Source organism: Tatumella sp. UBA2305 (assembly GCF_002345795.1).
Taxonomy (GTDB): Bacteria; Pseudomonadota; Gammaproteobacteria; order Enterobacterales; family Enterobacteriaceae; genus Tatumella; species Tatumella morbirosei.
In genome coordinates this window covers 258,387-283,437 of record NZ_DDVT01000020.1, presented here as the reverse complement: position 1 = coordinate 283,437, position 25,051 = coordinate 258,387, and the positions used below count along the sequence as shown (strand labels likewise).

The window sequence follows — 25,051 nt, the reverse complement described above, 5'->3', positions numbered from 1 at the left end:
TTCCCGCGATTAACGGCTATGTCATCGGTACTGGCTGACGAGCTGTAACATCATATCAATATGCAGTTCATCGTCATTGAGTGCCGGGATATATTCAAACTTCTCACCGCCTGCATGCATGAAAAACTCGCGGTTCTGGCCATTAATCTCTTCCAGAGTCTCGAGACAGTCGGCGGAAAAACCGGGGCTCATCACCTGAATATGACGAATACCTTTGCCTGGCAGTGATTTGACGGTTTCGTCGGTATAAGGTGTCAGCCAGGGTTCACGCCCGAAGCGTGACTGATAGGTCATGAGCAGTTGTTGTTCCGACATTCCCAACGCTTCACGCAGTAAGTGGGTGGTTTCAGCACAACGCTGCGGATAATCATCCCCCTCATTAGCAAAACGCTGAGGTATACCGTGGAACGACAGCAATAACACATCCGGCTTACCATGTTCGGCAAAGGCACGTTCTGCTGAGGCTTTCAGGGCAGCGATGTAACCCGGATGAGTCGCATAATCACGAATAAAATGGATATCCGGTAATGTCCGGACCGGAAGAAATATCTGATGCAGCGCATCCCAGACAGCCGATACGGTGGTGGAAGAGAATTGCGGGTAGAGTGGCAAGACAATCAGACGGGTCACACCTTGTTCCAGAAGCTGGTTCACAGCACTGTCCAGCGATGGATTACCGTAGCTCATCCCGAGAGCGACCGGCATATCTGTCTTCGCTGCCAGCGCATCCCGTTGACGTTTACTGAACACCAGCAGTGGTGACCCCTCCTCCATCCATACCGAAGCATAGAGTTTGGCGACCCGCGGAGAGCGTAATGGCAAAATCGCGCCGTTGAGTACCGGCCACCAAATCAGACGCGGGACATCCACCACCCGTTTGTCACTAAGAAATTGCTTCAGATAGCGTTTGACCGCAGAAGAGGTTGGCGCATCAGGCGTGCCTAAATTCACCAGCAGGACACCCGGCTTATCTTGCCTCATAGTAATTCCCTGATAATAAGCTTGTACAAAGAAAGGCTTATTGTAGCGTATCCAGGCGAAGGGAAAAGCAATTACTGTGATTGATGGCAGTGCGAACCGGCAAATTCCGGTCCGCGCAGGGATTAACCCAGGATGGTGGCCAGCTCTTTGCTGACTTCCGCCACAGGGCGGGTACCGTCGATTTTCTGATAACGGGTATGGCCTTCAGCGGCTTCTTTGCTGTAGTAAGCAATCAATGGAGCGGTCATCTGATGATATTCTACCAGACGTTTACGTACCGTTTCTTCCTGATCATCTTTACGGATGGTCAGTTCTTCACCGGTCACATCATCCACACCTTCCTGCTTCGGCGGGTTATAGGTGACGTGGTAGACACGCCCGGAAGGCGCATGCACACGGCGACCAACGATACGGTCGACAATAATGTCATCCGGAACCGCAAATTCCAGGACATAATCCACGGTAATGCCGGCGTCTTTCATGGCATCAGCCTGAGGGATCGTCCGCGGGAAACCATCCAGCAGAAAACCAGCTTTGCAGTCATCCTGCGCAATGCGCTCTTTAACCAGGGCAATGACCAGCTCATCTGTCACCAGTTTACCCGCATCCATAATGGCTTTGGCCTGCATACCCAGCTCTGTGCCAGCTTTCACTGCTGCACGTAACATATCACCGGTAGAGATCTGCGGAATACCGTATTTCTCCATGATGAACTGAGCCTGAGTTCCTTTACCTGCACCCGGAGCACCGAGCAAAATAATACGCATTGCGTAATACCTCTTGCGAATCGCGTTTAATAAACTTTCTGAAGGGCAAAAACATAACATTATGTCCCGCTATCCACAAGGAAAGGAGCGGCCGGGAGTCAGGTAAATGGGGGAACTGTACAGAAAGACGGCTTGTTATCGGTAACATCAACATCTGGCAGCAAAATAACCCTAAAATCATCACCCATCGTGCGACTGATGCGAATTTTAGCTTCCGCCGCGTTAACCAAAAAAATACCCCGGCAAGCCGGGGCATTTTATGCTGAAAATTAGCTGATTATCCCAGCAGCAACTGGTTCATGCGACGGATAAACTGGTTAGGATCTTCCAGTGTTCCGCGTTCAGCAAACAGTGCCTGGTCGAGCAATAACTCGGTCCAGTCGGCAAAACGACTGTCATCTGTCGTTGCTGCAGCCTGCTTCACCAATGGATGCTCAGGATTTATTTCAAAAATGTATTTAACTTCCGGCGCTTCCTGACCTGCCGCCGCGAACAGTTTCGCCATCTGAGTACTCATTTCATCGGCATCGGTCACCACAATGGCCGGAGTATCCGTCAGACGATGCGTCAGGCGCACATCTTTCACCCGCTCACCGAGCAAGGTTTTTACCCGCTCAACAAACGGCTCAAGGGCTTTCTCGCTCTCTTTCTGCTCTTCTGTTTCTTCGTCAGCCAGTTTATCCAGGGCATCATCGGCTTTACTGACTGACTGGAAGGCCTTGCCATCAAACTCAGTCAGATAGCTCATCATCCATTCATCGATACGTTCAGACAGCAGTAAGACTTCTATCCCTTTCTTACGGAACAGTTCCAGGTGCGGACTGTTTTTCGCTGCAGCATAGCTGTCAGCAGTGATGTAATAGATTTTTTCCTGACCTTCAGACATACGGCTGATGTACTGTTCCAGTGTCACCGTCTGTTCTGAACTGTCAGTATGCGTTGAAGCAAAACGCAGCAACTTCGCAATGGCTGGCAGATTGGTCGGGTCTTCGGCTGGCCCCTCTTTCAGTGCCAGACCAAAAGCCTTCCAGAATTGCAGATATTTGGTTTCATCATCTTTTGCCAGTTTCTCCAGCATTTGCAAAGTACGTTTAGTTAACGCACTGCGCAGACTCTGGGTCACCCGGCTGTCCTGCAGAATTTCACGGGAAACATTCAACGGCAGGTCATTAGAATCTATCAGACCACGGACAAACCGCAGGTAGTTCGGCATAAACTGTTCGGCGTCATCCATAATAAATACGCGCTGTACATACAGTTTCAAACCGTGCTTATGATCGCGGTTCCACATATCCCAGGGGGCCTGAGCCGGGATATACAGCAGGCTGGTATATTCCTGTTTACCTTCAACGCGGTTATGACTCCAGATCAGCGGATCGGTAAAGTCATGAGCGATGTGCTTATAAAAATCGTTGTATTCTTCGTCAGTGATATCTGACTTACTTCGGGTCCACAGGGCCTGGGCTTTATTCACTTTCTCCCAGGTCGTGGTCTCGTTTTCTTCATCTTTAGTTTCAATCTCTACCGGCAGTGCAATATGGTCAGAATACTTACTGACGATATTACGTACCCGCCAACTGTCGAGGAACTCATCCTCACCTTCGCGCAGGTGCAGAGTAATTTCTGTTCCACGATCGGCTTTTTCGATATCGGCCAGTGTATATTCCCCTTCCCCGGCCGATTCCCAGAATACTCCCTGATCGGCAGGCGCACCGGCAGCACGTGTGCGGACCGTGACTTTATCGGCCACGATAAAAGCTGAATAAAAACCGACACCAAACTGACCAATCAGCTGGCTGTCTTTTACCTGGTCAGATCCCATTGACTCAAGGAAAGCTTTGGTTCCTGACTTTGCAATGGTGCCCAGGTTGTCAATAACTTCCTCACGGCTCATACCAATGCCGTTATCACTCAGAGTCAGGGTGCGCTGTTCCTTATCGACTGATAAGCGAACGCGTAACTCACCATCGCCTTCATACAGGTCAGCATTTGACAGGGCGCGGAAACGAAGTTTATCTGCTGCATCAGATGCGTTAGAGATAAGCTCGCGCAAAAAGATCTCTTTATTTGAGTAGAGCGAATGGATCATCAGTTGCAGAAGTTGTTTTACTTCCGACTGGAAACCACGAGTCTCTTGTCCTTTCATTGTCATTGATACCTCAAAAAATCAGGATTAACGAACGTCGGGATATGAGATGGGGATGAAACCGGGGATTTCAAGCTGATGTTCCTGAAGAACATCAGCAAGCGATTAATATTTAAACTTTTGACGACCCGCAAGCGAGTGTGACAGTGTCGTACCGTCCACCATTTCCAGCTCTCCGCCCACCGGAACACCATGCGCAATGCGGCTGGCATCCACAGAGTACTGCCGGCAAAGATCAGCAATATAATTCGCGGTTGCTTCGCCTTCAATGGTCGGGTTAGTCGCCAGAATCACCTCTGAGATGGTTTCGTTCTGTAAGCGCTGTTCCAGAATATCCAGACCGATATCCCCCGGACCGATACCGTCTAACGGGGACAGATGCCCCATCAGTACAAAGTAACGACCGGAGAACTGGCCGGTCTGCTCCACTGCGTGGATATCTGCGGGGCTTTCCACGACGCAAATAATACCATTCTGCTGACGCCTTGGATTCGCGCAGATGGTACAGATTTCCTGTTCTGTGAAGGTACGGCAATGAGAACAGTGGCCAATTTCAGACATCGCACGGGTCAGCGCCTGTGCCAGACGCATCCCGCCACTACGATCCCGTTGCAGCAAATGAAACGCCATCCGCTGCGCTGACTTAGGCCCGACGCCGGGCAGGCAACGCAGTGATTCCATCAGAGATTCCAGCAGCGGGCTTGTCTGCATCAGAATGGCATCTTAAAGCCAGGAGGCAGCTGCATTCCTGCAGAAACCGAGGCCATTTTTTCTTTCTGAGTCTCTTCAATGCGGCGTGCAGCATCGTTAAATGCGGCAGCAACCAGATCTTCCAGCATCTCTTTGTCGTCTTCCAGCAGGCTTGGGTCGATTTCCACGCGACGGCAGTTATGAGCACCATTAATGGTGACTTTAACCAGACCGGCACCGGATTCGCCAGTCACTTCCAGTGCGGCGATCTCTTCCTGAACCTGAGCCATTTTGTCCTGCATTTGCTGGGCTTGCTTCATTAAGTTACCCAGACCACCTTTACCAAACATAATACTCTCTCTCTGCTTAGGCCACAGTCATCCTGATGATGACCTGCAGCATGATTACACGGGCCGGATGCTTTCTTCATCCAGATCCGCATCAAATAATTTCTGCAATGTCCGGATATAAGGATCATTCACCATCGACTGACGCGCCTGGTTCAGTTTCTCTTCATAAATTGCCTGACGCCATTCGAGTGGTGTCAGTACAGCCGGATTATCATCTGCCTCGATGGTCAGTTCAACCGTTTCGCCTGCCTGAGCCGACAAAACTTCCTCCAGCACTTTACGAGCCGAAGGTGAATTCAGGTGTCCCTGCGCCGGGCGAAGGTGCAGACAAACGCTGTGCCCTTGTTGTTGCTTCCAGGCGTTAAGCGCCAGTTGCTGCACCAGTTTTGGCAAATTTAGCCGGGCAATTTCTGCAGCCCAGGGATCGCGTTGTCGGGCCTCCTCTGCCAGTCTGGCCGCCAGCTCCGGCGTTTTTTCATGCTCCAGAGCAGTACGTAGCGCCTTCGGTGTGGTCACCGGCTGGGCAATTTCCGCTTCAGGTTGTTGCGTTTTCCAGCGATAACGTTCCTTCTTTTCCGGCTGACTTTTCGCATCACTCTGTGCGGAGCGGGCTTTGCTCCCCCGCTCTGTCACCGCAGCCAGTCGCTGCAGGGCATTCTGTGCCGGCTGCGCGGTTTGCACCGCCGGCTCAGTCTTTTTTGTGCTACTGGCTCCCCGGCGTAACAGCTCTGTCCGCGCCTGTAGTAACTGGCTGGTGGTCCCGGAGATAGCCGGAGGTGGATCAGCCGGGGCTTCTGACGAAGCGGTACTGATTGCCGCAGGTGCTGACGCGGGAGCAACCGCCGCTGGCTGAACCATCGCAGTCGGGACGCCGGCAGGCACTGCTGCCGGAGCCGTTTCAGTCACGGCCAGTGGATGAAAAGCCAGGGCACGCAACAAGGTCATCTCAACCCCCATGCGAGGGTCAGGCGCCAGTGGCAACTCTTTTCTGCCCATCAGCAGCGTCTGATAGTAGAGCTGAACTTCCTCCGGAGGGAGTTTTCTCGCCAGTTCCCTTAATTGTTGTTCACTGGTGATGAACTCTTCATTCAGCGAACCGGGTAATAACTGCAGCATGGCGACACAGTGCAACAGACGCAGCATCTCCACCAGCAGCGATTCCCATTCCACTCCCCGGGCGGCAACTTGTTGCAGCAGAGTCATCACCGACTCTCCCTGACCAGCAGCCAACGCCTCAATCAATGCCAGTGGCTGACTGCTGTCCAGAGTACCCAGCATTCCTGCTACCGTGTCTGTGGTCACCGCCCCTTGTCCCATGGCAATCGCCTGGTCCGTCAGGCTTAAACCATCACGCAGGCTACCATTCGCCGCACGGGCCAACAACTGCAGGGCCCGCGGTTCGGCACTGATATTTTCGCTGTTAAGAATCCGTGTTAACTGCTGGCTGATCTGTTCTACATCCAGAGCTTTAAGATGAAACTGCAGGCAACGGGAAAGAATGGTCACTGGTAATTTTTGCGGGTCGGTAGTCGCCAGCAAAAATTTCACATGTTCAGGAGGCTCTTCCAGTGTTTTCAACAATGCGTTGAAACTATGGCGCGATAACATGTGAACTTCATCGATCAGATACACTTTAAAACGACCGCGGGCCGGTGCGTATTGAACGTTATCCAGCAGGTCCCGGGTATCTTCGACTTTAGTACGGGAAGCCGCATCGATTTCAATCAGATCGACAAACCGGCCCTGCTCGATTTCCCGGCAGTTCTCACACTGTCCGCAGGGGGTCGCAGTGATCCCTTGTTCACAGTTCAGCCCTTTTGCCAGCAGCCGGGCAATGGTGGTTTTACCCACCCCCCGGGTGCCGGAGAAGAGATAAGCATGATGAAGTCTGCCCAATGACAAACCATTGGCCAGCGCGGTCAAAACATGCTGTTGGCCGACTACATCAGCAAAAACCTGAGGTCGCCACTTTCGCGCAAGAACCTGATAACTCATGGAATTTTAGTCACTGGATAGGGTTAACACATCATGCAGCGCCCCGTGAGGTGACACTGCATCTCGAATCGATAGCGGCAGCAGACGAAGCCTGACCCGGCTTGTCTCTGCACGCTCTAGTGTATCAGCCACCTGGCTCATTGCCTATAAATTTAGGTCAGGGCAAGGTCGTCACCCATTGTGCTGATTAGTGACCCGGGAAATTAACCACGCTAAAGCAGTCGATACCTAACGCCCGCAGACGGGACTCACCTTCCAGATCAAACAGGTTGATCACAAAGGCAGCATCATGAACTTCGGCGCCAGCACGACGAATCAGCTTAACAGTCGCTTCAATGGTCCCGCCGGTAGCCAGCAGATCATCCACCACCAGCACCACATCGCCAGGTTTTACAGCATCGGTATGCATTTCCAGCACATCGGTACCATATTCAAGAGAAAACTCTTCACGATAAGTTTCACGTGGCAGCTTACCCGGTTTACGCACGGGAACAAAACCGACACCCAGCCCGAGCGCCACCGGCGCACCAAATAAAAAACCACGTGCTTCGGTCCCAACCACTTTGGTAATGCCCTTGCCACGATAACGTTCAACCAGCACTTCAATGGTCGCTGAATACGCTTTTACATCTTCCAGCAGTCCGGTAACATCACGGAAAAGGATTCCGGGTTTTGGATAGTCCGGAACACTTTTAATGCTATTTTTAATGGATTCAAGCTGTTGCTCAGTTACGCTCATAATGGTACGCCTGGTGAAGTCTCAGTAACACGCAGCCCCGACCGCTCACGGTGACATCACCCTGGCCGGCTAAGTCATTATCAGAGGGACCGCGCACGAAAACGGACAAATCTAAGCAAACTGCAAAACAATTGCAACCTCAGAGCCGTGACTTGTGCTTATTTATACTGTTGTACAATCCGGGATCAATGTTCTTACCATAAATCAGTCCTCTCTCTGTATGCAATCAGTCTGTTTATAAAGGAGACGGCAGGCAGAGCAGGTAACCTTTTTTCTGACAGATAAGAATCCTTCGTGACGGGCGAGTATATATGAATAAAGAAAAAGTGATTCGTCAGTTTACGGCATTTTTCGCCCATTTATGCCGTCAGGTTGAGCAGGCAGGCAACCCGCTATGCAGAGAAAAACGCTTTGACCCGCAGTTATTTGCGGATAATGGTAACCGGCTTCAGGATTATCTTGAGCAAATCAATAGCAGTCTGAGTAAGCTGTCCAGGATGAGTTCAGGTCAATCCCCAAAATTTCTTTGGCTGTCACAACGACTACTGGATCAATGCCAGGCCATGCAGCGAGAACTGGATACTCTGGAGAGCAGAAACGCAGTATCACCCACTATGGCTGACTTCTGGCTGAATAAGTATCGGGAACAACGGGGTTATGAGTCCAGATTGTGTGAGATGATCTCTTCGCATGAACAACGACTGAACCACGCAGAGACTTTACAGGAACAGCAACTGATCGCCGGTAAGCTGAACATACTGGAACAGCGACTGGCCCGCTGCCGGGCCGCGTTACAGGAGAGTTACTGGGAGTCCTCGGTTCGTTCACCTGCACCAGAGTAGCTCTGGCCCTGCCATGCCTGCCTGCGGCATACCACGTCAGACGCTGAAAGATAACGGGAAGATAAGGTCTGTCCTCCCGACGATAATTTGCCACTGATGCGGTATGGGAAGTCCCGGAAGTTACCGCACATACAGGTAAATCACTTTTTTACAGAACAGGTTAACTTTATGTCGCTGGAATCTGCACCTGAAGAGGTTAAACTTGCTGTTGATTTAATTATGCTTTTAGAAGAGAACCAGCTACCAGCCCGGCTGGTACTAAAAGCGCTGGAAATTGTCCGACAGGATTACCTCGCCAAGCGAGATAGCGAAGAACAAGGAATGACACCAGGAACCTGACATTACTGGTGTCTGCAGGCTATTTTTGCAGTGCCGGACTCAGACGAAGCATATCAATAAAAGCTTCAACTAAATCAGGTGCTTCTTTTTCTAAGTTGAAACTTGCAGGAGTAAATAACCAGTTTTCCATCAAACCGCTGATATAACTGCGCATTATTATGGCAGCCTGGCGGGTGTTGAGATTAGGGGGAAGCTGCCCTTGGCATATACAGTTATGTAAAGAAGCTTCAATTTTGGGATAACATTCAAGTAAAAGGCTTTGCTGGATTTTTTGAAATGTTTCCATTTCTCCGACAAACTCACATTTATGGAATATAATTTCCATCAATGCCCGACGTGAGCGGTCTGTCACAGTCGATTGCAACAATGTAACAAGCAGTGCTTTCATCTGAGCCAGCGGGTCGTCCGGAAACTGAATCTGATATTTATGTTCCAGTTCATCCAGGTGTGCATCGCATTGCAGCCAGATCTCATTAAGAATGTCGATTTTATTTTTGAAGTGCCAGTAAATCGCTCCACGTGTAACGCCAGCCCGGGTTGCAATATCTGACAACGAGGTGGAAGACACCCCGTCGGTGGAAAAGCAGTGGATCGCGGCTTCCATAATCTGATTTCGCGTTTCCAGTGCCTGCTCTTTAGTTTTTCGTGCCATATAAAGTCTGTCTTTATGGGGTTGGAGTGTATATGCCCTGTCATCCGGCATATACCGATTTACATACATTCATGTATATATGTACGATAGCATGGATTGTATTTTTACACAGCTACAGGTCACGACCTTTGGGACAGTAGCGAGTTAAATTCCGGATATTAGAGGTTTATTTATGAAAAAAAACAGAGGATTATCACCTCTGGCGGCCATCCTGATGTTATCCGGGAGCGTGGCTCTTACCGGGTGTGATAATAATAAGACACAGGCATCCGGACAGCAGCAGGCTCCGCAGGTTGGTGTGGTGACGCTACACACCGCCCCGCTAAAAATCACCACCGAATTACCCGGACGTACATCAGCCTACCGGGTGGCAGAAGTCCGACCACAGGTCTCCGGAATCATTCTCAAGCGAAACTTTGTTGAAGGGAGTGACATTAAAGCTGGTGAGTCCTTGTATCAGATTGATCCTGCTACCTATCAGGCCGCTTATGATAGTGCACTGGGCGATTTAGCCAGGGCACAAGCTAATGCACGCATCGCGGAATTAACGGTGCGTCGTTATAAACCGCTGATGGGTACCAAATATATCAGTCAGCAGGATTATGATACCGCCGTAGCGACCGCCGCGCAGGATAACGCAGCCGTTCAGTCGGCCAAAGCCAGTGTAGAAACCGCAAGAATTAATCTGGCCTATACCAAGGTGAGTTCACCTATCTCCGGGCGTATTGGCAAATCATCCGTCACTGAAGGTGCACTGGTACAAAATGCACAGACTACTGCTTTAGCCACCGTTCAGCAGTTAAATCCGCTGTATGTCGATGTGACTCAGTCCAGCGATGATTTCCTGCGTCTGAAGTCTGAAATGGCCTCAGGGAAACTACAGCAGGTCAATGGTAAAGCACAGGTTACTGTGGTGCTGGATAACGGCTCTACCTTCAGCCATACCGGAACCCTGGAGTTCTCTGACGTAACGGTAGATGAGACCACCGGCTCCATCACTCTGCGGGCGATTGTCCCGAACCCTGACAATACGCTGCTCCCCGGAATGTTCGTGCGTGCCCGACTGGACGAGGGGACTAACCCTAATGCCTTACTGGTGCCACAACAAGCCATTACCCGCACCCCTACCGGGCAGGCCACCGCTATGGTTGTCGGTGCAGATAATAAAGTTGAAGTACGGACGGTAACAGCTGAACAGGCCATTGGTGATAAATGGCTCGTGACTAAAGGGCTGAGTGACGGCGACAAAGTCATTACTGTCGGGCTGCAACGCGCGAAACCAGGCGCTCAGGTGACCCCTGAAGAAGTGAAACCTGATGCCGAGAGTCAGGCAGACAGTAATGCACAGTAATTATCAGAAAAACCTTCGTAATAACAGGAGCCACTGATCCATGGCTAAGTTCTTTATCGATCGCCCGATTTTTGCATGGGTACTCGCCATCATTGTAATGCTGGCAGGGGCGTTGTCGATTCTGAACCTTCCGATTGAGCAATACCCTGCGGTTGCTCCTCCGGCGGTTCAGATTCAGGCAACCTATCCGGGCGCAGATGCAAAAACGCTTCAGGATTCCGTCACCCAGGTCATAGAACAAAATATGAACGGGATTGATGGTCTGCTGTATATGTCTTCCAGTAGTGACTCTTCCGGGACACTGCAGTTAACACTGACCTTTGCGGCCGGAACTAACGCCGATATCGCTCAGGTTCAGGTGCAAAACAAACTGCAACTGGCAACACCATTGTTACCCCAGGAAGTTCAGCAACAAGGGATCAGTGTTAAAAAATCCTCCAGCAGCTTCCTGATGGTAGCGGGTTTCGTCAGTGATGACGGCAGCATGGACCAGAATGATATCGCCGACTATGTCGCTTCGAATATTAAAGATCCTATCAGCCGTACCCTTGGCGTAGGTGATACTCAGTTGTTCGGTGCCCAGTACGCTATGCGCATCTGGATGGACCCTGCCAAACTGAATAATTACCAGCTCACCCCGGTGGATGTGATTGCTGCAATTAAAGCCCAGAACGCCCAGGTGGCTGCCGGCCAGTTAGGGGGGTCACCTCCGGCGCCAGGCCAGCAGTTAAATGCATCCATCATTGCTCAGACCCGCCTGACCTCGCCGGATGAATTTAAGAAAATCCTGCTGAAAGTTAATCCGGATGGTTCTCAGGTCACTCTGGGGGATGTCGCTAATGTAGCACTGGGCGGCGAAAACTATGAAGTGATTGCCCGTTATAATGGAAAACCTGCCGCAGGTCTGGGGATCAAACTGGCCACTGGGGCAAATGCCCTGGATACCGCCGCTGCAGTGAAGGCAGAACTGGCCAAACTGCAACCTTTCTTCCCGCACGGGTTGAAAGTTGTTTATCCGTATGACACCACTCCGTTTGTAAAAATCTCTATTTTCGAAGTGGTAAAAACGCTGTTTGAAGCGATTGTGCTGGTATTCCTGGTCATGTATCTGTTCCTGCAGAATTTCCGTGCCACACTGATTCCGACAATTGCGGTGCCGGTGGTATTGCTGGGAACTTTTGCCATACTGGATGCTTTTGGTTATTCGATAAACACCCTGACGATGTTCGGGCTGATACTGGCTATCGGTCTGTTGGTCGATGATGCCATCGTGGTGGTAGAAAACGTCGAACGTGTCATGGTGGAGGAAAATCTACCGCCAAAAGAAGCCACTAAACGATCCATGGAACAGATTCAGGGCGCACTGGTTGGGATAGCCTTGGTATTGTCCGCAGTATTTATCCCCATGGCCTTCTTCGGCGGTTCTACCGGGGTTATTTATCGTCAGTTCTCTATTACTATTGTTTCGGCGATGGGGCTGTCGGTTCTGGTGGCATTAATTCTGACACCGGCACTGTGTTCAACCATTCTGAAACCGATTAAACCGGGTGATCACGCTAAAGATAAAGGTTTCTTTGGCTGGTTTAACCGGATTTTCGATAAGAGTACTAACCACTACGTCAACAGTGTCAGTCACATTATCCGTCGTACCGGACGCTATCTGGTGATTTACCTGGTTATCGTGGTGGGCATGGTATGGCTGTTTGCCAAGCTACCTACCTCATTCTTACCGGATGAAGATCAGGGTCTGTTACTGGCACAGGCACAGTTGCCTGCCGGCGCTACCCAACAGCGCACCCAAAAGGTAATGGATCAGATTACTGATTACTTCCTGACCAAAGAAAAAGACAATGTTCAGTCTGTGTTTACGGTGAACGGCTTTGGCTTCTCGGGGCGTGGACAGAACACCGGTATTGCATTCGTCAGTCTGAAACCCTGGGATGAACGTTCAGGCAGTAATAACAAAGTTCCGGCAATTGCCGGGAGGGCCATGGCCGCGTTAAGTCAGATTAAAGATGCCTTTGTTATTCCGTTTAACCTGCCGGCAATTATTGAGTTAGGTAATGCCACTGGTTTTGACTTCGAGCTGATTGACCAGGGTAACCTGGGCCATGAGAAATTGCTTGCAGCCCGTAACCAGTTGCTCGGAATGGCTGCACAGCATCCTGACGTACTGGTTGGCGTTCGCCCTAACGGCATGGAAGATACACCTCAGTACAAACTGATCATCGATCAGGAGAAAGCTAACGCGCTGGGCGTGTCTATTTCAGACATCAATACCACCATCGGCGCCAGCTGGGGCGGTAGTTACGTTAACGATTTCATCGACCGTGGTCGTGTGAAGAAAGTTTACGTGATGGGCAAAGCTGTGGATCGTATGTTGCCAAGCGATATTAACAAGTGGTATGTCCGCAACAGCAGCGGAACGATGGTGCCTTTCTCGGCATTCTCGTCGGCAAAATGGCAATACGGCTCACCACGTCTTGAACGTTATAACGGTTTACCGTCAATGGAGATTCTGGGGCAACCAGCACCAGGCAAAAGCTCCGGGGAAGCGATGGCGCTGATGGAACAACTGGCGTCTAAACTTCCGGCGGGTATCGGCTATGAATGGACTGGCATGTCTTACCAGGAACGAATGTCAGGAAACCAGGCACCTGCGTTATATGCCATTTCACTGATTGTAGTATTCCTGTGTCTGGCGGCACTGTATGAAAGTTGGTCAATTCCGTTCTCGGTAATGCTGGTGGTTCCACTGGGTATTATCGGTGCGTTACTGTTTACCACCCTGCGAGGCCTGAGTAATGACGTTTACTTCGTCGTTGGTTTGTTAACCACCATCGGACTCTCTGCGAAAAACGCCATATTGATTGTCGAGTTTGCCAAAGACCTGATGGACAAAGAAGGCAAAGGATTGGTGGAATCTACGCTGGAAGCTGTCCGTATGCGTCTGCGACCGATTCTGATGACCTCACTGGCCTTTATCCTTGGGGTACTGCCTCTGGCTATCAGTACCGGTGCAGGTTCCGGCTCTCAAAATGCTGTAGGTACCGGGGTTATCGGTGGCATGGTAACGGCAACTTGCCTGGCTATATTCCTGGTGCCGGTATTCTTTGTGGTAGTACGTCGCCGGTTTGGAAAGATTAAAACAACCGATGAAAATACTGCTTACGTGGAGCACAAATAGTCTGTAACAACATCATCAACGCAGAGGCTGCCCCGGCAGCCTCTTTTTTTATCTAAATTTCAATCAGTTCATTCATCACACGAAAAACAACCTCTTTACCCCCTTGCCTAAAACGGCTTATAACGCCATACTGTGGGTATGTTATAACATAACAATTCAGGGGCATTATGAAACCGGATATCCATCCTTACTACCGTCCTGTAGTATTTCACGATACGACGGCAAATGAATTTTTCAAAGTGGGTTCAACGATCAAAACCGACCGGACTATCGATTACGAGGGAGAAACCTTCCCGTATGTCACGTTAGATGTTTCTTCTGTGTCTCACAGTTTTTATACTGGTAAACAGAAAACCATCTCTAAGGACAGTAGTGCGGCCAGGTTCCAGCAACGTTATGGTCGTTTTCTGGGTAATAAAACAGGGGAATAGCCATGCAGGTACTTAGCTCCCTTAAATCTGCAAAACAACGTCATCCTGACTGTAAACTGGTTCGCCGCCACGGAAGGGTATACGTTATCTGTAAATCTAATCCCCGTTTTAAAGCGGTTCAGGGCAGAAAAAAGAAAAGATAAAGCCAATAAAGCGGCCCTGCCTTCAGGACCGCTTTTATCACGATTAAAACATTACCTTCCCTCGTGACAGCAGCTCCCCCCTCTGCCAGTCCCCCACAGTGGCAACAATAAAACACTCTTAAAATAACGACCGGCCTCCCGGGTAAGGTAAAACTCCATGCAGTAATAAGCCTATCCGGGCAGCCTGTAACGTCATTAAGATATCCATTCTTAAAAGTATGATCCTGCCAGTGGCACCGGAAATGTGCGTTATCCTTTGGCAACATCATTAATACGACAAAATGCCCCCTGTAGATACAAAAATGCGGGTCATTAATACCGGTACGTGGGGATATAAATCTCTCCCAGCAGCAGGACCTGCCTTTCAGCCAAAATCATAGACAGGAAAGGAAAACGGAGTCATGGACTGATAACCAGGAAATGTTATAACATCACAAATTAAGACACAGAGGGGTAAACGAAAGCAACTAAATGTTTCCGGATATCTGTCCTTTGGCTATTACAGGTACAGATTAAACTCTGACTGCCGTTATTTTGTGCTATCCTGCAATAGAAGCAGGCGCAATAAATCCCCCTTTTAATCAAAATTTTATGATTATCAAAAGAAGTTTTTTAAGAAAATTCTTTATTGATAGATTCAATCTATAAATGATAATTTGCCTGTATGTTCCAATCAGGTTCATACTCTAACCAGTTCATTTAATCATACCTGCACGGTTATTGATGATTGTTTAGCCCGGTGTTATACCTATTTAATCACGGGTATTAAAATTATCCGCTGCGACAAACTATCGGGAATAAAAATTCAGCTGACCAGTTAAACTATTTTGTTCACCCGGGGTCAGAATTTACATACCTGATCATTTGTGTTGTGGAATGGTTAATTTTCAAAATCCCCTGCGATGAAATGCCAGACCCGACAGTTAACCAACATTAGTCATTGAGAATCTTCCGTAGCTTTCTATTTTCGCTGAATTTATCTTCAGCCGGGTTTATGAGAGGTGGAAAAGATGGATGAATACTCACCTAAAAGGTATGATGTGGCGCAGTTGAAGTTTCTGTGTGAAAATCTGTTTGATGAAAGTATTGCTACCCTCAACGTGCAGCAAACCTGCTGGATAAATGATCCTGCTTCAGCAGAAAACCTGCAACTACACGAGTTGATCGAACACATTGCAGCTTTCAGTATTCTCTATAAATTAAAACATAGTGAAGACGAACAACTGATTAAACAGGTTGATAAATATCTTGACGACACATTTACATTATTTAGCGGTTATACTGTAAATAAACAAGAGTTCAGTTTCTGGAAAACTTCGTCAAACCAGCTATTTAGATTATTTTTTGAAGCCAGTCCCTGTGAGAAAAATGGACACAGCTTCATACATTAGCCAGGAGTGGTTTTAATATGAGCAACCCTACATTAACTAAAACAGATTATCTGATGCGCCTCAGACGCTGCCGGTCGATTGATACCCTCGAACGGGTAATTGAGAAGAATAAATATGAATTATCTGACGAGGATTTGGTGGTTTTTTATTCAGCCGCCGATCACCGTCTGGCTGAACTGACAATGAATAAATTGTATGACAAAGTTCCGGCAACCGTGTGGAAGTATGTAAGGTAACAATACTGCATTTATATTTTTGTGATTAATCAGATTATCTTCCTGAAACTTTCATCACTCCGGAAAATTGAAATCTGAATGAATGATACCTGCGGGGTTTTACTATATCCCGCAGAGAGATATTGCCTGACCGGGTCCTGCTTATCCCCTCCGGCGTGGTTATTAATTCTGCCTGTCAAAGCTGACTACTGGTGTGGAAGGAAAACTGTTTCCAGAAAAATACCGTTGAAAACAGGGAATATATAACTGCCGGATCTGTGGTTCTCCGGTCCGGAGATCGGGTGCAGCATTAGGGTGTAGGATGAAGTGCTGAGAATAACAGATATCCGGGACAAGACTCTAAAGAATCAATTGGGTGGGGCCTCTGCCAGCGACATCCCGGCACATGCGTTACCTGCTGCGGCTGCTTCCTTCCGGATCTGACCGGGTTCACAAGTTAGCATTGCGGGAGAACCAGCAGAGTCCCCATTGAAAAGCTCTGATCTCTCAAAGCGGAGGCATTATCAGTGATGGTGAGGTTAATTGCAAGCCTGTGACAGTTAACCGTTGTTTTCTTGAACACTACTGCCCTCTATAATTATCTGAAAGTCTGGTAAGCAACGTCAGGGTTGAAGATGAGAGAAGAATTAAATTTTCGGGAACGTGTATGGATGATTGTCGCAGCAATCCCTTTCGGTCAGGTCACCACCTACGGTGATGTCGCGCGGCTGGCAGGCAATTCCAAAGCCGCCAGACAGGTCGGTGGTATACTGAGTAAACTACCCGAGGGGTCTGCACTGCCCTGGTATCGGGTGGTTAACAGAATGGGGAGAATTTCGCTGCGGGGAGAAAGTCTTTTACGTCAGCGCAATGCTCTGTTGGCTGAGAATATAGAAATTGGCCCTCAGCACACTATTTCTCTGGCTAAATATCACTGGTCAGGCGCAGAATGAGCGCCTGACCAGTTTTCCCTGGATTAAGGTGCAACAGGTGCACTTGCTGGCGCCGCGACCGGAACCGCCACCTGCGGAACAGCCACCAACATCAGATCTTTACGCTGTGTGATACCTGCAGTCACAGGCTGCAATGATTCTGAAGCAAAAATTACCCGCCCATCCAGTGTAATGGCCGCACTTAACAGTACCTGTCCCTGAGGGTTCACGTCTCTGCCGTTAAATGGAAGTTTGTAGTGAAGAGGCGCCTGTTGTCCGGAGATTTTCTGAACTTTCTGCGCAATAACCCGGGTTGGCCCCGTACCGTTTGAAGCATCTGACAAAGTGACCGTCAGTACTGCATTTTCAGGTAATGCGATACGCTGACGAACAAACACGGCTCCGGATATTACGGGTTGCGCTACATTAGCACTGATACCAGGTGCTTTAAGGGCACCCACGGGTACATCAGTTTTATCGGCACATGCGGTAACCGATAATGCTATAACTAATCCACTGATAATATGCATAGATTTCATTGATGTCGTCTCCTTATGAACAGAATGAACAACGGTGATCTATAGTTACTCAATAGTGTTTTTATCCACCGCCATGTGATAATTCTGGCAGAATGTCGGGGTTCTTCCTGTTTATTAATGCCAAACCGGCTGAACTGACAAAATATAAGAAAAATCCTGGTTAATAATCCATTGATCACTCTGAGGTAACTATGAGTCAGGCATTAAAGAAATTACTCGATTTATTGCAACCAGAACAACTGGATAGCCGGCTTTTTCGCGCTGATTGTGAAGAACTGGGATTACCTCAGGTATTTGGGGGACAGGTTGTTGGTCAGGCGATGTGTGCAGCACAGCAAACCACAGACAGTGATCGTCACGTCCACTCATTTCACAGCTATTTTCTGAGACCGGGTGACAGCCGTCAGTCGATTATTTATGACGTTGAAATTCTGCGCGACGGCAGAAGCCTCAGTGCCCGTCGTGTTAAAGCCATACAGAACGGAGTTCCGATCTTCTTTATGACAGCTTCATTCCAGGCTGCCGCAGAAGGCTTTGAACATCAGACCCCAATGCCAGATATTCGTGGTCCGGAAGGACTGCCGAATGAACAACAGTTGGCGGCTCAATTGTTTGATAAAATCCCGGAAAAATTACGTCCTCTAATGAGCGCTGAACGTCCTCTTGAATTCCGACCGGTACAACTTCATAACCCGTTGCAGGGTCATATCAGTGAACCTGTCCGCCAGGTCTGGATCAGGGCAAACGGCAAACTCCCCGATAATCAAACTCTGCATCAATATCTGCTGGGTTATGCTTCTGATTTCAATTTCCTGCCTGTTGCCTTGCAACCTCATGGCAAAGGTTTTCTTGAACCAGAGATGCAGGTCGCCACTATCGATCATTCAATGTGGTTTCATCGTCCAGTTAACCTTAATGAATGGCTGCTCTACAGTGTGAACAGCCCTTCCGCCTCCGGAAGCCGCGGTTTTGTACGAGGGGAATTTTACAGTCAGGAGGGACAGTTGCTGGCTTCTGCTGTTCAGGAAGGTGTCATCCGGGTACGAAATAAGTGAACCTGTCCTCCCGGAAAGGTGGCTGAACCCGAAGGCCTGGCGATATGACCGGGCTTTTTTATCTCCTCTGCTGATCAATCCAAAAAAGGACAGGAATGCTGCGGAATAACAAGCTCATTGAGGTGCTTAATCTCACACAACAATAAGTTGTGATTCATGCCGCAACTTCTGAAGAATCACACCGGGCCCGTGGGGAAAAATCCAGCCGAACCGGAGACGAAAAAAAAGGGCGACGATCGCCCCTTTTTACTTACCAGCCTCAGGCCGTTAATCTGTTTAACTTACTGGTTGTAAGCATTCTCACCATGGCTGTTAACATCCAGACCTTCACGTTCCTGATCTTCAGGAGCACGTAGTCCGACGGCCATATCAGCCACTTTAAAGCTAATGAAAGCAACTACACCGGACCAGACGATAGTTACGATGCAGCTCAGAATCTGCACCCACACCTGATGGCCCATAGTGACACCTTCTGCATAGCCTACACCGCCCAGAGAAGAGGATGCGAATACACCCGTCAGGATGCAACCCACAATCCCACACACGCCGTGAACACCGAATACATCACAAGGATCATCAACCCGCAGGAAGCGTTTCAGTGAAGTAACACCCCACATGCCGGCCAGACCCGCAACCAGACCAATGATCAGCGCACCGCCGACTCCCACGTAGCCACAGGCCGGAGTAATTGCTACCAGACCAGCAATGAAGCCTGAACATGCACCCAGCAGAGAAGGTTTACCACGTAATACCCACTCACCAAATACCCAGGACAATACCGCTCCCGCAGTCGCTACCACAGTATTCAGGAAGGCCAGAGCTGCGATTTCATTTGCAGATGCAGCAGAACCGGCATTAAAACCAAACCAACCTATATACAGAATAGCAGTACCAATAAATACCATCGGCAGGTTATGTGGTTTAAAGGCTTCTTTACCAAAACCAGCACGTTTGCCCAGCATGTAGGCACCAACCAGCGCGGCAACCGCAGCATTAATGTGCACCACAGTACCACCGGCGAAATCCAGAGCGCCATCTTTAGCCAACAGGCCATTGCCCCACACCATGTGCGCTATTGGGAAGTAAGAGAGCGTTACCCAGATAATAGTGAAAATCAGTACCGCAGAGAAACGTACACGCTCAGCCAGGCCACCCAGTACCAGTCCGACAGTGATACAGGCAAACGAAGCCTGGAATGCTACGTGGATGTACTGATAGATGGTGCCCATGACTGCTTTCAGTTCGATACCTTTCAGCATCACCCAGCCAAAGCCACCAAAATAATTGTTACCGTCACTGAAAGTCAGAGAGTAACCATAAATTACCCATATCACCGCAACCAGTGAGAAAGTCACCGCAACCTGAGTCAGCATTGACAGGACGTTCTTACCACGGATAAGACCGCCGTAAAACAGAGCGATGCCTGGTACAGACATAAACAGTACCAGAGCAGTACAAATCATCATAAATCCATTATCGGCCTGATCTGCTACCGCAGGAGCAGCAAATGCGAGTGATGGCGAAAGAGCCGCACCCGCCAGAGCTAGTTTCGTCAGAAGTTTATTCATTTTTTCCCTTCCCTCAACAATCAAAGGCTAAATTAAAGCGCAGCTTCGTCAGTTTCACCGGTACGGATACGAATGACCCGTTGCAGTTCTGAAACGAAAATTTTCCCATCACCAATTTTGCCGGTATACGCGGCTTTACTAATAATATCAACAACCTCATCGAGCTGATCATCTGCTATCGCAATATCAATTTTTACTTTCGGTAAAAAGTTAACACTGTATTCAGCTCCGCGATAAAGTTCTGCGTGACCTTTCTGACGACCAAAACCTTTGACTTCAGTAACGGTCAATCCCTGAATACCTACTGAAGATAATGCTTCACGCACGTCTTCTAACTTAAATGGCTTGATAACCACGGTCACCAGTTTCATATCACTCCCTCCGGGTATTGAAATTATAAGTTACACTGAACCTGCACTATCAGAAGCAAACACCATGCCATTTATTTTCTTAATCTGAAGTTAATCGAAAGCGCGAAATTCGCGGCTGGTTCGCCAGTCACAACAGGAGAGTCAGGAGAGAAATAAAAAACAGTCGCGAAAATGCACCATATTAGTGCCTCAGGCATCAACATAGTGCATCCATAGGAGTCATCTGATTAAAATGTACTAATAGAGTGCATCACCGGCCTGTAGGGAAGGTACAGTGCTGTGTGATAGTTCATGGCCTGCCCGCTGCAACTCATACATTTGCCGGTAACGGCCGTTTATTGAAAGCAGCTGCTCGTGAGTACCGCTTTCTGTAATCTCTCCTCGATCAAGGACCAGTATATTATCAGCGGCAGTAATAGTTGATAACCGGTGTGCAATAACCACCAGCGTCGTTTTGTGACGTAACTCTGCCAATACCTGTTGCAATGCCAGTTCGGTACCGGAATCGATACTCGCCGTAGCTTCATCAAGAATTAGCAACACAGGCACATCGACCAGGATACGAGCCAGAGCCAGTAATTGTTTTTGCCCGGCCGATAAACTGCTGCCTTGTTCGCCCAAAAAGGTGTGAATGCCTTGTGGTAAACTTTCTACCCAGCCTGACAGCCTTACCTGATGTAGTGCAGCCAGCACGTTTTCTTCACTAATATCTCTGCCCAGCCGGATGTTCTGTAGCAGAGTGTCTGCCAGTACGGTCGGGTCTTGCTGAACCATACCGACGCCTTTACGTAACACCTGATGGCTCATCCCGCCCACCGGCCGCCCGTCAATGGTTATCTGCCCTCGCTCTGTCGGGTAATACCCCATCAGCAAGCTGGCCAGGGTACTTTTACCACTCCCCGTATGACCCACTAACGCCAGAAAGCCCCCTTCTTCTGCCTGACAGTGAATGTTTTTCAAAACATCACGACCAGGCTGATAGGCAAACGACAGATGACTGACCGTCAGCCTGCCGGAGCGGAGCGGTTGATTATCATGACCGTAATGCTGTGCCGGAGCATCCATCAATTCAAAAATACGTTCAGCGGAAACAACTGCCTGTTGCAGCAACGACTGGCGGGTAGTCAGCTCTATCAGGGGTTCTTCAATTCTCCCCAGATAAGCAATAAAGGCATACAGCACCCCAACTTCAAAATGTCCCGGCGCTGCCAGGCAAAATACCAGTACCAGCATCGCCAGGATCACCGCTGAAAACAGATTTAACAGAGGTCGCAGCAAAAATGCATCCAGCCGAAGAATTTTCATTCTGGCCTGATAATGTTTTTCGTTATGTTGTTTAAGCTGCTGAGCAAAATGTTTCTGGCGACGGAATTGCTGCACTACCGTCATTCCAATGATCACCTCATTCAGACTGTTATTAATATCTGCCAGATAAGTTCTGACCTGCCTGGCAATTCCGGTGCTGCGCTTTTGGTAGACAATCATCACTCCCAGAACCAGCGGAAAAATACAGACGGCAATCAGCGCCATCTGCCAGTTCAGTGCAAACATAGCCACCAGCATGGCGATAATCAGTGTTGCACTACGCATCACGCTGGCGACAACAGTGATGTACAGGTCCCTCACCACCTCGCTGTCATTGGTGACCCTGGAGACCAGTTGTCCTACCGGCTGCGTATCAAACGCTTTCAGTGGCTGACGTAATGCTGCATCCATGACATCACAACGCAGTTTCTGGACTACCCCAATGGCGGCCTCGTTGAATAACAATGACTGCCGGTAATTAAATAAGGCAGCCAAAATCTGGAGTAACAGAAACCCGGCTCCGACAGCTAACACCGGGCCCCACTGCCATTGTTCAGCACTGATAAAATGGTCGATAAAATAACTGATTAACGCAGGCCCCGCTACCTGTGCCGCCGCCGCCAGTACCAACAGCAACACCGCTGTAATCAACTGTTTCTTCCACGGCATACCGTAAACCAGCAACCGCTTCAGGGTTTTCACAAAAGAAGCCTGTTGAGACACTCAAACCTCCTGAAGTGGTTCGCAGACCGGAGCCGCGGGGGTGGTGAGGGATGCTTCAATTTTCTGATACTGAGACATCTCCCGATACCAACCCGGATCTTTTTCTAACTGTAGATGCTGTCCACGCTGGACAATTTTTCCGTCATGTAAAACGACAATTTCATCCGCCATCGCCAGCGCAGAAAGTCGGTGGGCGGTTATGATTACTGTACGCTGTCCGAGCCATTGACGAAGATTAGACAATATCTGGTGTTCAGTGCCGCCATCTACTGCCGATAATGCATCGTCCAGGATGAGTATTTCCGCATCCATTAACAGTGCCCTGGCCAGAGAAATACGCTGTTTTTGCCCGCCAGACAACATTACTCCACGTTCTCCAACCTGGGTATGGTATCCGTCAGGCAACCGCCGGATATCCTGATCCACACAGGCTATCTGAGCCGCCTGTTCAATTTGCTGCGGGCTGGCATCAGGATTTCCCAAAGCGATATTATTCGCAATGGTATCAGAAAACAGAAACGGTTCCTGGCTGACGACCGCCAGTCGTTGCCGCCAGTCATCCAGTGTCCAGTAAGGGAGAGGCTTTGACTGATAAATCACTTCACCGTCAGTAATATCAAAATGACGTTGAATCAGCGCCAGCAGGGTCGATTTCCCACTGCCGGTCGGACCACAAATACCGAGAACATCTCCACAGGCCAGCTGAATACTGACCTGTTGCAGGGCCGGAATATCAGTCTGTGGGTAACAGAAGCGTCGAATATCTATCTGTATATCACTTTGTCCTTCTGGCAACCGATGTTGCCCGTCAACAATAGTCGGGGCCCGGGAGAGTAGTGCCTCAATCCTTATCCAGGCAGCACTGCCCCGCTCAACAATATTAAACATCCATGCCAGAGCCAGCATTGGCCAAATCATTAATCCCAGATACATCACAAAGCTGGTCAACTGGCCCAGGGAGAGTTGTTGGTGCCAGACCATCCAGCCTCCTCCTGCAATTGCCAAAAAATTAGAACAGGCAACCGCCAGGTAAATGACCGGTTCAAATAATGAATCCACTCTTGCGACACGCAAGTTATCAACGCTGGTCTGTTCAGAGGTATTAAGAAACTGAGCTGAGCGAAAGTCTTCCAGACCAAAAGATTTAATCATTCTGATACTGGTTAAACTTTCCTGCGCCTGATCATTAAGTGACGAAAAGGCAGCCTGGGCATCACGGAATCGCTGATGAAGTTGCTTTCCACAGCGGTTAATAATCCACGCCATCAGAGGCATGGGAAGTAAGGCCGTCAGGGTGAGCTGCCAGCTAATTTGTGTACTCATGACCATCAGTACCGCCAGTCCCATCACCAGCGAATCAATCAGTGTCAGAACACCTTCACCGGCAGCAAATACCACGCGGTCAACATCATTGGTGGCTCTGGCCAGCAGGTCACCGGTCCGGTGCTTCAGGTAAAACTCCGGGCTCTGTTGACTCAACTGGCGGTAGTATTTTTCGCGTAAAACAACGGCCAGCCGGTAGGCGGCACCGAACAGTAATACCCGCCAGACATAACGAAGCAAATAGGTGACCAAAGCAATCGCCAGTATCGCTGCAATCCATCCCACCAACTGACGGTGAGACAAGTCATGGTGAATGACCCCGTCAACAATAATCCCAACCAGTTTCGGTGGTAGTAATTGCAGTAAAGCAACAACGATTAGCAGACTGACAGCTCCACTATACCTTCGCCATTCTGTAGCAAAATATTCGCGCAACTGACTAAATAACAGCACAGAGAAATCTCATTATTATGGGGTTATACGTTCAGTGGAATGGCAGTAGTATTTTTTATTTCTTCCATCGCAAAACTGGAAGTGATTTCCGTTAATCCGGAAATACCTTCTACCAGCTTTTTATAGAGTGCATCATAGGCCTTCATATCAGCCACCTGAATGCGCAGCAGGTAATCATATTCTCCTGACATCCTGAAGCATCCCATGACCTGGGGCAGGTCATCAATCAGTGCTGCAAAACTCTGATACCACTGTTTGCTGTGCTGATGTGTTTTAATAAACATAAAAGCTGTCAGGGTTAACCCCAGTTTTTCTGCATCCAGTAACGTCACCCGTCCACGGATAATCCCGTTATCTTCAAGCTTTTTCAGACGTTTCCAGCAAGGGGTCGATGTCAGATTGACTGAATCCGCCAGTGCCTGCAGTGACAAAGTACTGTCCTCCTGCAATAGCGACAGGAGTTTACGGTCTGTTTTATCTATCATGCTGACCTCTCAGGAGAATATTTTTCTCTTAGGATGCCATAATAACGGATATTTAATCAGTTTATTTTCCGCAGGGTG

The 25,051-nt window shown here is 49.0% G+C and carries 24 protein-coding genes, 1 other RNA gene and 1 other annotated feature; of the genes, 10 read left to right on the top strand and 15 right to left on the bottom strand.

From position 1 onward, the window contains the following. Nucleotides 1–21: 21 nt before the first annotated feature. The 7 genes from hemH to apt all read right to left on the bottom strand — a co-directional run bounded on the left by hemH (nucleotide 22) and on the right by apt (nucleotide 7,668). Nucleotides 22–981: a ferrochelatase gene (hemH, locus tag B3Z23_RS13805; protein WP_294911071.1), complete on the bottom strand. Its 960-nt coding sequence runs from the start codon at nucleotides 979–981 to the stop codon at nucleotides 22–24. 122 nt (nucleotides 982–1,103) lie between these two features. Then, the gene (gene adk, locus B3Z23_RS13800; protein WP_294911069.1) at nucleotides 1,104–1,748 is read right to left on the bottom strand and encodes an adenylate kinase; all 645 of its coding nucleotides are present in this window, start codon (nucleotides 1,746–1,748) and stop codon (nucleotides 1,104–1,106) included. 277 nt (nucleotides 1,749–2,025) lie between these two features. Beyond that, nucleotides 2,026–3,894 carry a molecular chaperone HtpG gene (gene htpG, locus B3Z23_RS13795; RefSeq protein ID WP_211259072.1) on the bottom strand — a complete coding sequence of 623 codons (1,869 nt, stop codon included), beginning with the start codon at nucleotides 3,892–3,894 and terminating at the stop codon, nucleotides 2,026–2,028. A 105-nt stretch (nucleotides 3,895–3,999) separates the two neighbouring features. Further along, nucleotides 4,000–4,605, bottom strand: coding sequence for a recombination mediator RecR (recR, locus tag B3Z23_RS13790; protein WP_294911064.1), 606 nt, complete (start codon nucleotides 4,603–4,605; stop codon nucleotides 4,000–4,002). After that, on the bottom strand, nucleotides 4,605–4,934 hold the full coding sequence (locus B3Z23_RS13785) for a YbaB/EbfC family nucleoid-associated protein (RefSeq protein ID WP_038018760.1): 330 nt from the start codon (nucleotides 4,932–4,934) through the stop codon (nucleotides 4,605–4,607). The genes recR and B3Z23_RS13785 overlap by 1 nt, the downstream gene beginning before the upstream one ends. Nucleotides 4,935–4,988: 54 nt before the next feature. Further along, complete coding sequence (gene dnaX, locus B3Z23_RS13780; protein WP_294911060.1) at nucleotides 4,989–6,929, bottom strand: DNA polymerase III subunit gamma/tau; 1,941 nt, start codon at nucleotides 6,927–6,929, stop codon at nucleotides 4,989–4,991. Continuing rightward, nucleotides 5,592–5,653, bottom strand: a sequence feature (DnaX frameshifting element). It overlaps the preceding gene by 62 nt. Nucleotides 6,930–7,116: 187 nt before the next feature. Beyond that, complete coding sequence (gene apt, locus B3Z23_RS13775) at nucleotides 7,117–7,668, bottom strand: adenine phosphoribosyltransferase (protein WP_087487664.1); 552 nt, start codon at nucleotides 7,666–7,668, stop codon at nucleotides 7,117–7,119. Between the two features lie 311 nt (nucleotides 7,669–7,979). Here apt and priC point away from each other — a divergent pair, with 311 nt between their 5' ends. Both priC and rsmS read left to right on the top strand, forming a co-directional pair. Continuing rightward, a complete protein-coding gene (priC, locus tag B3Z23_RS13770; RefSeq protein WP_294911057.1) occupies nucleotides 7,980–8,510 on the top strand; it encodes a primosomal replication protein PriC in 531 nt (176 codons plus the stop codon). Between the two features lie 168 nt (nucleotides 8,511–8,678). Next, nucleotides 8,679–8,849: a pleiotropic regulatory protein RsmS gene (rsmS, locus tag B3Z23_RS13765; RefSeq protein WP_072055949.1), complete on the top strand. Its 171-nt coding sequence runs from the start codon at nucleotides 8,679–8,681 to the stop codon at nucleotides 8,847–8,849. A 19-nt stretch (nucleotides 8,850–8,868) separates the two neighbouring features. Here the strand turns inward: rsmS and acrR are convergent, their stop codons facing one another. Then, nucleotides 8,869–9,501 (bottom strand): multidrug efflux transporter transcriptional repressor AcrR, encoded by a 633-nt coding sequence (gene acrR, locus B3Z23_RS13760; protein WP_294911053.1) that lies wholly within the window; start codon nucleotides 9,499–9,501, stop codon nucleotides 8,869–8,871. Between the two features lie 172 nt (nucleotides 9,502–9,673). Between acrR and B3Z23_RS13755 the strand changes: the two genes are divergently transcribed. The 6 genes from B3Z23_RS13755 (at nucleotide 9,674) to B3Z23_RS13730 (ending at nucleotide 16,240) form a co-directional block, all read left to right on the top strand. After that, on the top strand, nucleotides 9,674–10,852 hold the full coding sequence (locus tag B3Z23_RS13755; protein ID WP_294911050.1) for an efflux RND transporter periplasmic adaptor subunit: 1,179 nt from the start codon (nucleotides 9,674–9,676) through the stop codon (nucleotides 10,850–10,852). 40 nt (nucleotides 10,853–10,892) lie between these two features. Further along, nucleotides 10,893–14,039: an efflux RND transporter permease subunit gene (locus B3Z23_RS13750; RefSeq protein ID WP_294911048.1), complete on the top strand. Its 3,147-nt coding sequence runs from the start codon at nucleotides 10,893–10,895 to the stop codon at nucleotides 14,037–14,039. Between the two features lie 167 nt (nucleotides 14,040–14,206). After that, nucleotides 14,207–14,470, top strand: coding sequence for a type B 50S ribosomal protein L31 (locus B3Z23_RS13745; protein ID WP_294911046.1), 264 nt, complete (start codon nucleotides 14,207–14,209; stop codon nucleotides 14,468–14,470). Nucleotides 14,471–14,472: 2 nt separating this feature from the next. Next, entirely contained in the window at nucleotides 14,473–14,613 is a 141-nt protein-coding gene (ykgO, locus tag B3Z23_RS13740) for a type B 50S ribosomal protein L36 (protein ID WP_087487659.1), read from the top strand. A 1,010-nt stretch (nucleotides 14,614–15,623) separates the two neighbouring features. Continuing rightward, nucleotides 15,624–16,004: an Hha toxicity modulator TomB gene (gene tomB, locus B3Z23_RS13735; RefSeq protein ID WP_294911043.1), complete on the top strand. Its 381-nt coding sequence runs from the start codon at nucleotides 15,624–15,626 to the stop codon at nucleotides 16,002–16,004. A 17-nt stretch (nucleotides 16,005–16,021) separates the two neighbouring features. Continuing rightward, nucleotides 16,022–16,240, top strand: a complete 219-nt coding sequence (locus B3Z23_RS13730; protein WP_038018732.1) for an HHA domain-containing protein — start codon at nucleotides 16,022–16,024, stop codon at nucleotides 16,238–16,240. A gap of 362 nt (nucleotides 16,241–16,602) precedes the next feature. Here B3Z23_RS13730 and ffs read toward each other — a convergent pair. After that, nucleotides 16,603–16,699, bottom strand: an RNA gene (gene ffs, locus B3Z23_RS13725) — signal recognition particle sRNA small type. A gap of 155 nt (nucleotides 16,700–16,854) precedes the next feature. On the opposite strand from ffs, the gene B3Z23_RS13720 reads away from it, so the two are divergent. Continuing rightward, nucleotides 16,855–17,172, top strand: a complete 318-nt coding sequence (locus B3Z23_RS13720) for an MGMT family protein (RefSeq protein ID WP_294911039.1) — start codon at nucleotides 16,855–16,857, stop codon at nucleotides 17,170–17,172. 23 nt (nucleotides 17,173–17,195) lie between these two features. On the opposite strand, the gene B3Z23_RS13715 is transcribed toward B3Z23_RS13720, so the two are convergent. Next, nucleotides 17,196–17,690: a YbaY family lipoprotein gene (locus B3Z23_RS13715; RefSeq protein ID WP_294911037.1), complete on the bottom strand. Its 495-nt coding sequence runs from the start codon at nucleotides 17,688–17,690 to the stop codon at nucleotides 17,196–17,198. A 191-nt stretch (nucleotides 17,691–17,881) separates the two neighbouring features. Here B3Z23_RS13715 and tesB point away from each other — a divergent pair, with 191 nt between their 5' ends. Then, nucleotides 17,882–18,745, top strand: a complete 864-nt coding sequence (gene tesB / locus B3Z23_RS13710; protein WP_294911035.1) for an acyl-CoA thioesterase II — start codon at nucleotides 17,882–17,884, stop codon at nucleotides 18,743–18,745. Nucleotides 18,746–19,026: 281 nt separating this feature from the next. Here tesB and amtB read toward each other — a convergent pair whose 3' ends face one another. The 5 genes from amtB to B3Z23_RS13685 form a co-directional block, all read right to left on the bottom strand. Next, entirely contained in the window at nucleotides 19,027–20,313 is a 1,287-nt protein-coding gene (amtB, locus tag B3Z23_RS13705; RefSeq protein ID WP_038018720.1) for an ammonium transporter AmtB, read from the bottom strand. A gap of 32 nt (nucleotides 20,314–20,345) precedes the next feature. Continuing rightward, entirely contained in the window at nucleotides 20,346–20,684 is a 339-nt protein-coding gene (gene glnK, locus B3Z23_RS13700; RefSeq protein ID WP_038018716.1) for a P-II family nitrogen regulator, read from the bottom strand. A gap of 237 nt (nucleotides 20,685–20,921) precedes the next feature. Next, a complete protein-coding gene (locus tag B3Z23_RS13695) occupies nucleotides 20,922–22,712 on the bottom strand; it encodes a SmdB family multidrug efflux ABC transporter permease/ATP-binding protein (RefSeq protein WP_294911030.1) in 1,791 nt (596 codons plus the stop codon). Beyond that, on the bottom strand, nucleotides 22,713–24,488 hold the full coding sequence (locus B3Z23_RS13690; protein WP_294911027.1) for a SmdA family multidrug ABC transporter permease/ATP-binding protein: 1,776 nt from the start codon (nucleotides 24,486–24,488) through the stop codon (nucleotides 22,713–22,715). A 23-nt stretch (nucleotides 24,489–24,511) separates the two neighbouring features. Beyond that, nucleotides 24,512–24,973, bottom strand: coding sequence for an Lrp/AsnC family transcriptional regulator (locus tag B3Z23_RS13685; protein WP_294911025.1), 462 nt, complete (start codon nucleotides 24,971–24,973; stop codon nucleotides 24,512–24,514). Nucleotides 24,974–25,051 lie beyond the last annotated feature (78 nt).

What these genes read in the sequence shown, in the direction of transcription:
- amtB (WP_038018720.1), bottom strand. Translation starts at nt 20,313, where the DNA reads ATGAATAAACTTCTGACGAAACTAGCTCTGGCGGGTGCGGCTCTTTCG.
- recR (WP_294911064.1), bottom strand. Translation starts at nt 4,605, where the DNA reads ATGCAGACAAGCCCGCTGCTGGAATCTCTGATGGAATCACTGCGTTGC.
- B3Z23_RS13685 (WP_294911025.1), bottom strand. Translation starts at nt 24,973, where the DNA reads ATGATAGATAAAACAGACCGTAAACTCCTGTCGCTATTGCAGGAGGAC.
- B3Z23_RS13785 (WP_038018760.1), bottom strand. Translation starts at nt 4,934, where the DNA reads ATGTTTGGTAAAGGTGGTCTGGGTAACTTAATGAAGCAAGCCCAGCAA.
- apt (WP_087487664.1), bottom strand. Translation starts at nt 7,668, where the DNA reads ATGAGCGTAACTGAGCAACAGCTTGAATCCATTAAAAATAGCATTAAA.
- B3Z23_RS13750 (WP_294911048.1), top strand. Translation starts at nt 10,893, where the DNA reads ATGGCTAAGTTCTTTATCGATCGCCCGATTTTTGCATGGGTACTCGCC.
- adk (WP_294911069.1), bottom strand. Translation starts at nt 1,748, where the DNA reads ATGCGTATTATTTTGCTCGGTGCTCCGGGTGCAGGTAAAGGAACTCAG.
- hemH (WP_294911071.1), bottom strand. Translation starts at nt 981, where the DNA reads ATGAGGCAAGATAAGCCGGGTGTCCTGCTGGTGAATTTAGGCACGCCT.
- rsmS (WP_072055949.1), top strand. Translation starts at nt 8,679, where the DNA reads ATGTCGCTGGAATCTGCACCTGAAGAGGTTAAACTTGCTGTTGATTTA.
- acrR (WP_294911053.1), bottom strand. Translation starts at nt 9,501, where the DNA reads ATGGCACGAAAAACTAAAGAGCAGGCACTGGAAACGCGAAATCAGATT.
- B3Z23_RS13730 (WP_038018732.1), top strand. Translation starts at nt 16,022, where the DNA reads ATGAGCAACCCTACATTAACTAAAACAGATTATCTGATGCGCCTCAGA.
- ykgO (WP_087487659.1), top strand. Translation starts at nt 14,473, where the DNA reads ATGCAGGTACTTAGCTCCCTTAAATCTGCAAAACAACGTCATCCTGAC.
- B3Z23_RS13745 (WP_294911046.1), top strand. Translation starts at nt 14,207, where the DNA reads ATGAAACCGGATATCCATCCTTACTACCGTCCTGTAGTATTTCACGAT.
- priC (WP_294911057.1), top strand. Translation starts at nt 7,980, where the DNA reads ATGAATAAAGAAAAAGTGATTCGTCAGTTTACGGCATTTTTCGCCCAT.
- tesB (WP_294911035.1), top strand. Translation starts at nt 17,882, where the DNA reads ATGAGTCAGGCATTAAAGAAATTACTCGATTTATTGCAACCAGAACAA.
- htpG (WP_211259072.1), bottom strand. Translation starts at nt 3,894, where the DNA reads ATGAAAGGACAAGAGACTCGTGGTTTCCAGTCGGAAGTAAAACAACTT.
- dnaX (WP_294911060.1), bottom strand. Translation starts at nt 6,929, where the DNA reads ATGAGTTATCAGGTTCTTGCGCGAAAGTGGCGACCTCAGGTTTTTGCT.
- B3Z23_RS13755 (WP_294911050.1), top strand. Translation starts at nt 9,674, where the DNA reads ATGAAAAAAAACAGAGGATTATCACCTCTGGCGGCCATCCTGATGTTA.
- tomB (WP_294911043.1), top strand. Translation starts at nt 15,624, where the DNA reads ATGGATGAATACTCACCTAAAAGGTATGATGTGGCGCAGTTGAAGTTT.
- glnK (WP_038018716.1), bottom strand. Translation starts at nt 20,684, where the DNA reads ATGAAACTGGTGACCGTGGTTATCAAGCCATTTAAGTTAGAAGACGTG.
- B3Z23_RS13715 (WP_294911037.1), bottom strand. Translation starts at nt 17,690, where the DNA reads ATGAAATCTATGCATATTATCAGTGGATTAGTTATAGCATTATCGGTT.
- B3Z23_RS13720 (WP_294911039.1), top strand. Translation starts at nt 16,855, where the DNA reads ATGAGAGAAGAATTAAATTTTCGGGAACGTGTATGGATGATTGTCGCA.